This is a genomic window from Rathayibacter sp. Leaf185 (genome assembly GCF_001423885.1).
GTDB lineage: Bacteria > Actinomycetota > Actinomycetes > Actinomycetales > Microbacteriaceae > Rathayibacter.
Genome location: NZ_LMPP01000001.1, coordinates 795180 through 807729 on the forward strand (window position 1 = coordinate 795180; position 12550 = coordinate 807729).

The following is a 12550-nucleotide window of genomic DNA, read 5'->3' on the forward strand; positions in this document are numbered from 1 at the left end:
TGTGAACACCCGAGACGTCTCGATCATCCTCTGCACGCGCGAGCGGCCCGACATGCTGCGGGAGGCTCTCGCGGCGATCAACGCGGGGACCGACCCGGAGGTCGAGGTGATCGTCGTCGACTCGGCCTCGACCGACTCGCGCACCCGCGAGGTCGCCGAGGCCGCCGGCGTCCGCTACGTGCGCACCGACACCAAGGGGCTCTCGATCGCGCGGAACCTCGGGCTCGCCTCGAGCGAGCGGCCGGTCGTCGTCTACACCGACGACGACTGCTCGCCCACGCCCGGCTGGATCGAGGCGCTGCTGCGCGCCTTCGACGACGAGCGGGTGAGCGTCGCCACGGGGCGGATGCTCGACCACACCCTCGTCGACACGGACGTGCCGCCGACCGATCGCATCACCTACCGCACGGCGGTGCAGGGTCTCGACGCCGGGCACGGCGCCGTGATGGCGTTCCGCCGCTCGACCCTGCAGACGCTCGGCGGCTTCGACGACACGCTCGGCGCGGGCCGCTACCTCGCCGGCGCCGAGGATCTCGACATCTTCTGCCGCGCCCTCGCCGCGGGCACGACCGCCGTGTTCGTCCCGGACAGCGTCGTGCTGCACGTCAACACCCGCAATCCCACGGCGTACCGCCGCCTGATGCGCGGCTACGGGCTCGGACTCGGCGCGCTGGTGGGCAAGTGGTGGCGGATGTCGCCGCTGGTCGGCGCGCGGATGAGCGCGACGCTCGCCGTCCGCAGCGGCCGCCGCCTCGTGCGCTCGGCGAAGAAGCGCGGCCGCGGAGCACGCGACGAGCTCGCGATGATCGACGGCATCCTCCGCGGCTACCTCCGCTCGCGGCACCTCCGGCTCTCGGGCTCGACCTTCGTCGACGAGTACCCGCCGACCCCGATCCGGCTGCCCGGCGACGCGAGCACCGGGCGCGCCGCCGAGTGAGCGCGATCCCCTCGGCCGTCCCGACTCCGCCCCGCCCGCTAGGAGCCCGACCATGACCCGCACTCCCCGCCGATCCGGCCGCACGCAGGCCGAACCGCTGCGCACGCTCGATGAGAAGTTCGTCTCGAACGCCATCGCCTACGAGGCCGCGCGCCCCGTCGCCACGATGGTCGTCGACAGCACGCCCTTCCGGCGCGAGGACGGCTCGCTCGACCGCGAGCTCATCCTCACGGCGTGGGAGAGGTTCATCACGCACTCCCCCGCGCAACGGCAGCGCCTCGTCCGCGCGCCGCTCGGGCTCTTCACGCCGTCCTGGGTCTTCGCCGACGCGATCGACATCACCGACCACGTCCGCTTCCACCCCGGAGTCGTCGAGTGGGACCCCCGCCGCACGGAGCTGCTGACCGGCCTCTTCAACGGGCCGATGGATCCGAAGGGCCCGCTCTGGGACATCCTCGTGGTCGAGCTCTCGACCGGGCAGCTGGCGTTCCCGATGCGCATCCAGCACGTGATGGGCGACGGCATGTTCGGCCTGATGCTCTTCACGACCTTCACCGAGGAGAAGCCCTACGACGTCGCGCCGTCCGGCGGCCGCCCCCTGCGCTTCCCCGACGACCCGCCCGCTCCGCGCGGTCCGATCGCCCTGACGCTTGCGGCTCGCCGCGCCATCGCATCGTCGTACGACTCGTTCGCCGACGAGTGGGCCGACTGGAAGCGCAAGCCGCTGAAGAAGCGCCTCCGCCGGGTGGCCGGGCGCCTGATCCGAGCCCCGCGCGACGTCTGGATCCGCCGCTCGGGCCTGCTCGAGCGCACTGTGAAGCCCAAGGACGCGGCGATCATCACCGTGGAGCTGAAGGCGGCGAAGTCGGTCGCGCGCACCTCGGGCGGCACCGTCTCGGACCTCACGGTCGCCCTCGCCCTGCACGCGTTCGCGGCGATGCACCCCGAGCGCTCCGAGATCGCGACCCTCGTGCCGATCTCGCCGCAGCGCGACCGCACGGCCGAGAAGCGCAACCACATCACGATGGCGCGCGTCAGCATCCCGGTCGACCTGGGGCTGCGCGAGAGCATCGCGTCGGTGCACGAGCAGATCGTCCACGCGATGGAGACGGGCGAGTCGGGGATCACCCGGGGCGTGCGGGACTGGCAGGGCTACGCCTCGTTCCTGCCCGTCTTCCTCCGCCCGCGATACTTCGGCCACGCCGCCGTCGAGTCGTTCACCCTGTGGCCCACGACCGAGCCGGAGGACGAGGCCGCTCTGTTCTCGAGCTCGTACCTCAAGCGCCTCGACTTCGCCGTGCAGGTGCGCGCCGACCACGACTCCCGCGCCTTCGTCGACTCGGTGGTCCGCTCGCTGACGGAGCTCGGTGCACCTCCGGTCGACTGGCCGGCCGACGAGCCCGCGAGCCTGAGGGGGGGAACCCGATGAGCCAGGGCGGCGGACCGCTGCGCACGCTGACGAAGCTGCGCACCTACCTGCAGGCCGTGCGCCTGCTGCACTTCCACGCGTACAGCCACGCCGATCAGGTGCCGAAGCTGACCCGCGGGGCCGACGTGTCGTTCGCGCCGAACGTGTCGTTCAGGAACGCCGAGCGGATCACGCTGGGCGCGGGGACGCACATCGGCGAGAACTCGATCGTCTGGGCGGGCAACACCTCCGGCCGCATCACGCTCGGCGAGAAGTGCCTGCTCGCCCCGAACGTCACCGTCACGGCATCGAACTACGGCATCGTGCAGGGCACCCCCGTGATGGACCAGGCGAAGATCGAGCGCGACATCGTGATCGGCCGCGACGTCTGGCTCGGCGCGAACGTGGTCGTGGTCGCCGGTGTGACCATCGGCGACGGCGCGATCGTCGGAGCGGGGGCCGTGGTCACCAAGGACCTGCCCGCGAACTGCATCGCCGGCGGCGTGCCCGCGAAGGTCATCGGACAGCGACCGGAGGCGAACGGTGCCTGACCCGCAGAGCACGACCGACACGAGCCTGGCGATCATCGTCGTCAGCTACAACACCCGCGAGAAGACCCTCGCCTGCCTGGCCTCGATCCCCCGCGGCGACGCCCCGACCGCACCGCACGTGATCGTCGTCGACAACGGCTCGGCCGACGGCAGCGCGGAGGCGATCCGCGCTGCGCACCCCGACGCCACCGTGATCGAGGCGGGCGACAATCTCGGCTTCGCCCGCGGGGTGAACCGCGGCGTCGCCGCGGCGACCGAGCGCTACGTGCTGCTGCTCAACCCCGACACCCTCGTGCTCGACGGCTCGTTCCGCGCGCTGCTCGAGTTCGCCGTCGCGAACCCGCGCTACGGCGTCTACGGCGGCCGCACCCTCCGGCCCGACGGCGGCGTCGACCCGTCGTCCTGCTGGGGCGCCCCGTCGCTGTGGTCGCTCCTGACCTATGCGACCATGCTCTCGACCGCGTTCCGCGGCAATCCGCTGCTCGATCCCGAGTCGCTCGGGCACTGGCAGCGCGACACCGTCCGCGAGGTGCCCATCATCACCGGCTGCCTGCTCCTGATGGAGCGCGCGCAGTACGAGCGCGTCGGCCGCCTCGACGAGCGCTTCTTCCTCTACGGGGAGGACGCCGAGTTCTCGATCCGCGCCCGCCGATCGGGTCTCGCCCCGGTTATCGTGCCGACCGCCGTGATCGTGCACGACGTCGGAGCCTCGACCCGCGACGCTGCGACCGACGGCAACTCGGGTCGCAAGATGTGCATGGTCATGGCCGGCAAGGCGACGATGATCAGGCTCGCGTGGAAGCCGCTCCCCGCCCGCGCGGGCATCGCGCTGCTCCAGGCCGGCGCGCTCGTGCGCACCGTGCTCGAGGCCGCCACCCGCCGGAAGCGCCGGGCGTGGACCGAGGTCTGGCAGCGCCGCGAGGACTGGCGCGTCGGCTATCCGGAGGCGGAGCGCACGCTCTTCGGCCGGGTCCCCGGCACCGGCGCGGCGACCGGGGCCACCCGATGATCCCGGGCGGCACGCGCACCCTCCGCGGCCGCATCCGCACCCGCCTGCGCGGTCTGCTCTTGCCCGAGAGCGCCGCGAGCAGGAGTCTCGTCGTCGAGGCGGAGCCCGCGTTCCGCACCCGCTACGCGAACCCCTACAACGCGCGCCTCTACACGGCGATGACCGCCGAGGGCGTGCTGGTGCGCGACCTCTCCTGGTTCCGGCTGCTGACCTCGCGGGTCGACATCGTGCACCTGCACTGGCCGGATCTCACGTTCCTCAGCGGGATCCGCCGCTATCGCGTCGTCGCGCGGCTGATCTTCTTCTTCGGCTTCCTCCGCGTCGCCCGGCTCCGCGGCACCCGCCTGATCTGGACGGCGCACAACGTCGTCTCGCACGAGGAGCGGGCGACCCCGTTCCTGCGCAACTGGTACCGGCGCCTCCTGACCGAGAACCTCGATGCGATCATCTGCCTCTCGCAGGAGGGCGTCGCGGCCATGCGCGTGTCGTACCCCGAGCTCGCGGAGGTGCCCGCGTTCGTCACTCCGCACGGGCACTACCGCGCCGACTACGACTTCTCGGTCGGCCGTGCCGAGGCGCGCGCCGAGCTCGGCGTGGATCCCGACGCCCGTCTCGTGGTGTCGGTCGGCCAGATCCGGCCCTACAAGAACATCCCGACGCTGATCGAGCGGTTCCGCGAGCGCGAGGACGACGGCACGCTGCTGGCGGTCGCCGGCAACCCGGCCCGCGGACCGCTGCGCGGCGTGATCGAGGAGGCCGTCGGCGGCGACCCGCGCATCCGCCTCGAGCTCGCCTTCCTCAGCGACGAGCGGATCGCGCTCTGGCTGCGTGCCAGCGACCTCGTCGTGCTGCCGTACTCGGCGATCCAGAACTCCGGATCCGCGATCCTCGCGGTGTCGGCCGACCGCCCGGTGCTGGTCCCCGACCTCGGATCGATGCACGAGCTGGCGGCCCTGGTGGGGCCCGACTGGGTGCGGCTGTACGGCGGGGACTTCGACCGCTCGGTGCTCGACGAGGCGCTCGAGTGGCTCGACCGGCGCGAGGCCGACGAGCGGGCCGATCTCTCGGCGCTCGAGTGGGACGCCATCGCGCGTTCGACGATTGCCGCATACAGACTCGTTCTGGGGGTATCGCACCGGCGTGTCAATGCCGGAGAAGCCCGAATTCGTCACGCGGCGGAAACCTCGCGCCGCTAACTTAGGGATCGAAGCCCCCTTCTCCTCCGCCCGATGCAGCAGCATCCGGCGGTCGTCGGTCGACCCCTGACCGGCGAGACGCTCCCGGCCGCCCCGGCCTCCCCCGCCGCACAGAAACACAGGTCCACGTGATCCGCAGCTCCACCCCGCTCCGCCGCACCCCGTCGCGGCTGCGCCGGTTCCTGACCGCGACCGCGGTCACCGCCGTCCTCGCCGCCGGATCGGTCGGCCTGACGGCGCCCGCCGCGCAGGCCTCGGAGGCCGGCCGCTACGTCGTGACCGTCGACTCCGACGCCGTCTCGGCGAGCCTGGTGCGGGCCCTCGGGATCCCGCTCGAGCACTCCTTCGAGGGAGGCGTCGCCGGCTTCACTGCGACGCTCACCGCCCGCCAGCACGCGGTCCTCGCGGCGGACAGCCGGGTCCTCGCGCTCTCCCCCGCCGACCAGGTCGTCGAGGGTGCGGCCCAGGTCATGCCCTCCCACGTCCTGAGCACCCAGGCCGACCTCGCACCCGTGTCGGCCGGTGACGGCATCACCAGCTGGACCGGTCCCGCGGTCGCGGTCATCGATTCCGGGGTCAGCAACCACTCCGACTACAGCCTCCAGAAGCAGGTCAACTGCTTCAGCACCGGGACCGGCGACGACGCGAACGGTCACGGCACCGGAGTCTCGGGCTACATGGCCGCTCTCGACAACGGCTACGGGACCGTGGGCATCGCGCCCGGCGCCCCGATCTACTCGGTCCGCGCCCTCGACGGCGACAACCGCGGCACCATCGCCACCCTGACCTGCGCGCTCGACTGGGTATCCCAGAACGCGGCGACCTACGGCATCAAGGTCCTGAACATGTCCCTCGCGACCGCCGGAGCCGACGACGGCAACTGCGGCTACACCAACGGCGACGCCGTGCACCAGATCATCTGCGACATCGTCGCGAAGGGCGTCACCGTCGTCGGCTCCGCCGGCAACGGCACCGCCGACCTCGCCACCTACATCCCCGCGTCCTACGACGAGGTCCTCGCCGTCACCAACATGTCGAATTACGACGGGAAGCCCGGCGGGCTCGCCGCGGTCCCCTGCCAGGGCGTGACCCTGAAGGACGACGCCTACGCCGACAAGAGCAACTGGGCCGTGTCGGAGGCCGACCGCGCTCACACCATCGCCGCGCCGGGAGTGTGCCCCTACACGACCAAGAAGGGCAACGGCTACGCCTACATCCAGAGCGGCACGAGCATGGCGGCGGCCGCGACCTCGGGCGCAGTGCTCGACTGCCTCGCCCCCGGCGGCGCCTGCGTCGGCAAGACTCCGGCGCAGATCATCGCCCAGATCCGCGCGCAGGCCAAGGCTGCCGCTGACCGCGGTCGCACCTTCACGGGCGACCCGACCTCGCCGGTAGCGGGCCGCTATTACGGCTACGAGCTGTCGACCGTCGCGACCGGAGCGACGACGCCTCCGACGAGCACGCCGACCGCGACGCCCACCGCGACCCCGACGGCGACGCCCACGCCCACCGTCACCCCGACGGCGACGCCCACGCCCACCGCGACTCCGACGGCCACGGCGACCCCGAAGCCGATCGCGACTCCCACCGCGACCGCCACGCCGACGCCCACTGCCACCCCGACCAGCGGAGCCGACACGGTGAAGCCACAGGCGAAGATCGTCTCGCCCGCCAGCCAGAGCGTCGTCACCGGCACCACGACGCTCGTCGCCAATGCGAGCGACAACGTGGCCGTGACCTCGCTCGCCTTCTGGTCCGGCTCCTCGAAGCTCGGAGACGCGGTCAAGCAGGCCGACGGCTCCTGGTCGCTGACCGCGAACAGCAAGAACTGGCCCAACGCGACCTACACGGTCGTCGCGAAGGCCGTGGACGCCGCCGGCAACATCGGCACGAGCGCCTCGATCACCCTGACCATCCGCAACTGACCGACAGCACACACAGCACAGCACGCACAGCACAGCACCACCCGCACGACAGCCACCGCACCAGACGCACCGCCCGCCCGGAATGCAGTGACGCGTACGCCCGGGGCGGCACCCTCACCGGTGCCGGCCCGGGCCGCCGATCGACTCGAGGTCCGCTTCGACACCCTCCTGGCACACCCCTCGCCCTCACGAGCCGATCGGAAGCCACCGCCATGTCCTCGACGTCCCCCTCCAGCACCACCCCGCACAGACCATCGACCGCCGGATCGCTGGGCGCGATCCTCCTCGCCCTCGCCGTTCTCGTCGCGACGCTCTTCGCCGCCCCCGCGGCGACCGCGGCCGTTGCCGACCGCTGGACCTCGCCCTCCGGTACCGGCACCGCCTGCAGCCAGGCCGCACCGTGCGCCCTGACCGTCGGCATGCAGAACGCCCCGGCCGGCAGCACCGTCTACCTGACCACCGGCACGTACCCGGAGCTGACGCTGCGAGGCGGGAAGGGCACTGCGGCCGACCCCCTGCAGGTCGTCCCGGCACCCGGCGCCTCCCCGATCCTGAGCCGCACCAAGAGCTACGTGCCGAACGTCGTGTGGTCCGACATCACCGTGTCGCTCACCTTCTACCTCTACGGCGCCAACCAGACCGTCGAGTCCTCCCACTTCGACGGAGGCGGTCTCTTCGTCCGCAACGCCGGCGCGGTCGTCCGCGGCTCGCTCTTCGAGAACGGCTCGTCGATCGACGGCATCCAGGTCGGCGGCGCCTCCGATGCACTGATCGAGGGCAACACCGTCCGCAACTACAACCAGGACCGCAACAACGGCCTGCACGCCGACTGCATCCAGGTGTTCGAGAGCAACGGCATCACCATCCGGGGCAACAAGCTGGCCAACTGCTACAACGCGGGCATCATCTTCTCGCCCGGCTCGGGCGACGGCATGAGCGACATCACCGTCGAGTCCAACTTCGTGCAGAGCTGCGTCGTCAAGACGGCGCAGTGCCGCGGAGGATCGGCCGCCGACTTCCGCGAGGTGTCGGCCAGCGACCTGCTGATCCGCAACAACACCTTCGTCGACGGCTCGCTGCGCGTCGGCGGTGCCGCGAACACGACCTTCGACCGCAACATCGTCAGCTACCTCGCCGCGTGCGACAGCCCGATGACCAACTCGATCGTCGCGAGCTGGAACACCAAGATGTGCGCCGCGCCGATCCTGCTGAACTCGCAGGGCAACATTCAGGGCGCACCGCGCTTCGTCGACGAGAACGGCGGGAACCTGCGCCTCGTCGACGGGAACGAGGCCGTCATCGCCGGCTGGGGCTCCACCGCTCCCGCCGCGACGGACATCGACGGTCAGGCCTTCGCGCGGAACATCGCGGGCGCCGACTCCGCCAAGGCCTCGGCGAACCCGACGCCTGCGCCGACGAGCACGGCCACGGCCACGCCGACCGCCACCCCGACGGCGGAGCCGACCGAGGAGCCGACCGAGGAGCCCACCGAGGAGCCGAGCGCGACTCCGACGCCGACGCCGACCTCGACCACTCCCGTCCCGACGCCGACCTCCACGGGCCCGGCGCAGCCCGAGGCACCGGAGGCCGACACGGTCGCACCGGCCGTCTCGATCACCTCTCCGCTGAACGGCGCCGTGATCAAGGGCGTCGCGACCGCGAGCGTCGAGGCGACCGATGACGTCGGAGTGACGGCCGTGACGTTCTACGTCGGGACGCTGAAGGTCGGCAACGCCCTGCAGACCGGCCCGACCACCTGGTCGCTGTCGGCCGGCACGGCCGGCATCGTCGGGACGTTCCCGCTGACCGCCCGCGCGACCGACGCGGCCGGCAACACCACGAACAGCGCGCCGGTGACGGTCACGCTGATCAGGTAGCTCCCCTCCGCTGACGGCCCGGCTCCTCCCGCTCCGGAGGCGCCGGGCCGTCGTCGTTCCACGTCGGGGCAGCGGCGTCAAGGTCCGGCGCTCGGCGGTGGCGATCCGTACCGTCGGAGGCGTGCGGCCGACCTGCGGCGCACGGAGAGGCGACCATGAGCCAGAGTGAGAAGAACCAGCCCGAGCAGAACCAGCCCGTCATGGACGGCGCCGACGACGCGAGCAACGACGAGAAGCTGAGCGGCCTGATCGAGCAGGTCGACCAGGACCACGGCGCCGAGGGTGCGGGCGCCATGGCCGACGAGCTGCGCGACCGTGCCGACGAGACCGACACCGAGCTCACCTCCGACGAGGCCTGACAGCCCCGGTGACACGTTCCACCCTCCAGAAGTTGTCGTGCTCGAGTGCCGAGTACGACAACTCCTGGAGTCTCGAGGCGCGTCAGCGGTCGGCGGGAGGCGGGAACGCGCGGCGGGAGCGCGGGGGCGCCGAGGGGAGCGCCGCGCGGGCGCGGTGCAGGAAGACCGCGGTCATGACGACGCGGGCGCGCGCCGGCGAGGAGTCGAGCGGGCCGATCAGCGACTCGATCCGCTCGAGGCGGTCGTAGAGCGTCTGACGGCCGATGCCGAGCGCCGCGGCCGTCGCGGTCTTGCTCCCCCAGTGCGACGCGAACGTTTCGAGGGTGGCGAGCTGGTCGTCGCGCAGCGGGCCGAGCACCTCCTCGACGAGGTCGTCGGCCTCGACGTCGTCGTGCAGCGTGCTCGCGAACCGCGCCAGGCGGTGCTGCCGCGAGTCGACCGCGAACTCGCCGCCCGCGGGAGCCCAGTCGCGCACGCCCCGCACCTCCGCGAGCTCGCGCTGCACCCTCCGCTGGCCGCCGAGCCCGCTGCCGACGCAGATCAGCGCCCCGGAGGCATCGGCGAGCCCTGAGCGATCGAGGAGCCCCGCGCGCTCGAGGAGCCTCGCGCGCCCCGCCTCCATCGCCGTTGCATCGGCGAAGGGCAGCAGCGCGAGCACCTCGGCGCCGACCGCGATCAGCACCGGTCCGGGATCGGCGCCGACACTCCCGAGCAGACCGCGGAGCGCGCGCAGCACCCTGTCGTCGTGCCCGGTGTCGGCCCACACCCCGAGGTAGCGCTCGCGCGAGGCGGCGCCGAGCCGGCCGAGGAGTGCATCGATCTGCAGGTCCGCCGACGCCTCCTCGCGCGTCTGCTCGTCGGTGGCGACCGCGAAGAGCTGCGCGGCCAGCCGCTCGGTGACCGAGGGTGGCCGGTGCCGCAGCAGTGCGATCGCCAGGACGTCGGGTGCGCGGTCGAGCGCGACGGCGACCGAGTGCAGGTCGGCGGCGTCGTGGGCGCGCAGATGCAGAGTCCCGAGCAGCGAGTCGCCGGCCCGCAGCACCCCCGAGAACGCCCCCGCGGTGGGCGAGGTGTCGACCCCGCGCCCCGGTGAGGCGCGCGCGAGCTCCTCCCCCGTCAGCGACACCAGCGAGGCGGAGGCGCCGGTCGCGGTCGCGACCACGCGCAGGAGCTCGTCGATACCGGCGTCGGCGGCCGCTGCGTCGCTCAGCAGACCGGACAGTCTGTCCGCCAGGCGCAGACTCCGGAACTTCTGCTCGGTGAGGTGCGTGTTGATGCTCTCGCAGACTTGCACGAAGGGCACGCGGCGGGGCAGGGCGAGCACAGGGAGGCCGAGTTCGTCGGCGGCCGCGACGATCGGCGCGGGGACCTCCGGCAGACGCACCGACAGCTCGACGGCCAGCGCGCCCACGCCCGCCTCGACGAGGGACGCCACGTACCGGCGGCAGTCCGCGGCGTCCTGGTCGAGCGACAGGTGCACGCCCTCCATCAGCAGCAGCTCGCCGCCCAGCAGCAGGGGCGCCACATCGAGCTGCTCGCTCGCGTGCGCCCAGCGGATGAGCGCGCGATCGGCCCCCGCGCCTCCGGCCACGACCACCGGCAGCGCGGCCGCCAGGAGGGGATCGCGGAGGGCGTCGACGAGCAGATAGGCCATACAGAACGTCCTCTCGTGTCACCGCGAATTTACACGGCCGGGAGCCCGGCGAAACGGCGCGGAACGAGGCTGGAGCCGCACCCCACCGCAGTCGCCCCACCCCGCGCCCGCCCCTCCGAGAGGAACCGCCATGAGCACCGACGCCCTGCACGGCACCGCACACGACACGGAGGACGCGCTCACCCCGCTCCCCGACTCCCGCCGCACCGCCCGCCTCGACGGCCAGTTCTGGATCTGGGCGGGCGCCAACATCGCCCCTATCAACTGGGTGCTCGGCGCCCTCGGCGTGAACATGGGCCTCGGCCTCTGGGACACCATCACCGTCCTCGTCCTCGGCAACGTCGTCGGCATGGCCGTCTTCGGCTTCTTCGTCCTGCTCGGTCAGCGCACGGGCGCGACCGGCATGCTGGTCGGCCGATCCGTCTTCGGGCGCCGCGGCAACTACGCGCCGGCCGCGATCCAGGCCGTCGTCGTCATCGGCTGGTGCGCGATCAACACCTGGATCGTGCTCGACCTCGTGATCGCCCTGCTCGGCTCCGTCGGGATCGTCGATCCTGAGGAGGCCAACCTCGGCTGGAAGATCGCCGTCGCCGCCGTGATCATGGCGATCCAAGTCGGGATCTCGTTCCTCGGCTACCGCGCGATCGCGGCGTTCGAGCGCTGGACCGTGCCGCCGACCCTCCTGGTGCTCGCGATCATGTCGATCGTCGCCTGGTTCTTCCTCGACATCGACTGGTCGTACGCGGGCCCCGCCGAGGGCGCCCTGACGGGAGGCGACCGCCTCGCCGCCATGTCGATCGTCATGACCGCGATCGGCATCGGCTGGGGCCTCACCTGGCTCGCCTACGCCGGCGACTACTCCCGCTTCGTCAGCCCCACGGCCTCGAAGCGGAAGCTCTACTTCGCGAGCGTCCTCGGGCAGTTCATCCCCGTGGTCTGGCTGGGCGTGCTCGGCGCGACGCTCGCCACCAAGAACGGCTCGGTCGATCCGGGCCAGCTCATCGTCGAGAACTTCGGCGCCCTCGCGATCCCCGTGCTGCTGCTCGTCGTGCACGGGCCGATCGCGACGAACGTGCTCAACATCTACTCGTTCGGCATGGCCACGCAGGCTCTCGACATCCGGCTCGGTCGGCGCGCCCTGAGCCTCCTCGTCGGCGTGCTCGCGTTCGTCGCCGCGGTGTTCTTCGTCTTCCAGGACGACCTCGCGACCACGCTCGACGCCTGGCTCGTCGGCCTGGTCGGCTGGGTCGCTCCGTGGGGCGCGATCGTGCTCGTGCACTACGCGGTGTTCGAGCCGCGGGTCCGCTCGTTCGGGCACCTCTTCGCCCCGGTCGGCTCGCCGCTGCTCCCGGATGTGCGCTGGCGCGCACTGCTCTCGTTCGCGATCGGCGCGACGCTGACCTGGCTCTTCATGAACGGCTCGGTGCCCGCCCTCCAGGGCCCCGCGGCGACGGCGCTCGGCGGCATCGACGTGTCGTGGCTCGCGGGCGGCGTGTCGGCCGGGCTCGCCTACCTCCTGCTCGGGCGCGGAGACGCCGCCGCCTGGGTCGAGCGTCGCGAGGCCACCGCGCCCGCAGCTCAGCCCGAGCCCGCCCGCAGCTGACCCGCACCCCAGCACCCCGCACACCGCAGCA

Annotated in this window: 10 protein-coding genes; 9 read left to right on the plus strand and 1 reads right to left on the minus strand. The window is 72.2% G+C overall.

Annotation, left to right across the window (positions count from 1 at the left end):
• Position 1: 1 nt before the first annotated feature.
• From ASG06_RS03930 to ASG06_RS03965, 8 genes are all read left to right on the plus strand, one after another.
• Positions 2 to 937, plus strand: a complete 936-nt coding sequence (locus tag ASG06_RS03930; RefSeq protein WP_056038779.1) for a glycosyltransferase family 2 protein — start codon at positions 2 to 4, stop codon at positions 935 to 937.
• Between the two features lie 52 nt (positions 938 to 989).
• Positions 990 to 2366 carry a wax ester/triacylglycerol synthase domain-containing protein gene (locus ASG06_RS03935; protein ID WP_056038784.1) on the plus strand — a complete coding sequence of 459 codons (1377 nt, stop codon included), beginning with the start codon at positions 990 to 992 and terminating at the stop codon, positions 2364 to 2366.
• A complete protein-coding gene (locus ASG06_RS03940; RefSeq protein ID WP_056038787.1) occupies positions 2363 to 2896 on the plus strand; it encodes an acyltransferase in 534 nt (177 codons plus the stop codon). The genes ASG06_RS03935 and ASG06_RS03940 overlap by 4 nt, the downstream gene beginning before the upstream one ends.
• A complete protein-coding gene (locus ASG06_RS03945; RefSeq protein ID WP_056038791.1) occupies positions 2889 to 3905 on the plus strand; it encodes a glycosyltransferase family 2 protein in 1017 nt (338 codons plus the stop codon). The genes ASG06_RS03940 and ASG06_RS03945 overlap by 8 nt, the downstream gene beginning before the upstream one ends.
• Positions 3902 to 5101 (plus strand): hypothetical protein, encoded by a 1200-nt coding sequence (locus ASG06_RS03950; RefSeq protein WP_056038793.1) that lies wholly within the window; start codon positions 3902 to 3904, stop codon positions 5099 to 5101. The genes ASG06_RS03945 and ASG06_RS03950 overlap by 4 nt, the downstream gene beginning before the upstream one ends.
• Positions 5102 to 5229: 128 nt before the next feature.
• Positions 5230 to 7026 (plus strand): Ig-like domain-containing protein, encoded by a 1797-nt coding sequence (locus ASG06_RS20175; RefSeq protein WP_056038795.1) that lies wholly within the window; start codon positions 5230 to 5232, stop codon positions 7024 to 7026.
• A gap of 212 nt (positions 7027 to 7238) precedes the next feature.
• Positions 7239 to 8903 (plus strand): right-handed parallel beta-helix repeat-containing protein, encoded by a 1665-nt coding sequence (locus ASG06_RS03960; RefSeq protein WP_056038799.1) that lies wholly within the window; start codon positions 7239 to 7241, stop codon positions 8901 to 8903.
• 155 nt (positions 8904 to 9058) lie between these two features.
• Positions 9059 to 9262 (plus strand): hypothetical protein, encoded by a 204-nt coding sequence (locus tag ASG06_RS03965; protein WP_056038802.1) that lies wholly within the window; start codon positions 9059 to 9061, stop codon positions 9260 to 9262.
• An 82-nt stretch (positions 9263 to 9344) separates the two neighbouring features.
• Here ASG06_RS03965 and ASG06_RS03970 read toward each other — a convergent pair whose 3' ends face one another.
• Complete coding sequence (locus ASG06_RS03970; protein WP_056038805.1) at positions 9345 to 10916, minus strand: PucR family transcriptional regulator; 1572 nt, start codon at positions 10914 to 10916, stop codon at positions 9345 to 9347.
• Between the two features lie 130 nt (positions 10917 to 11046).
• Between ASG06_RS03970 and ASG06_RS03975 the strand changes: the two genes are divergently transcribed.
• Positions 11047 to 12519, plus strand: coding sequence for a purine-cytosine permease family protein (locus ASG06_RS03975; protein ID WP_056038808.1), 1473 nt, complete (start codon positions 11047 to 11049; stop codon positions 12517 to 12519).
• Positions 12520 to 12550 lie beyond the last annotated feature (31 nt).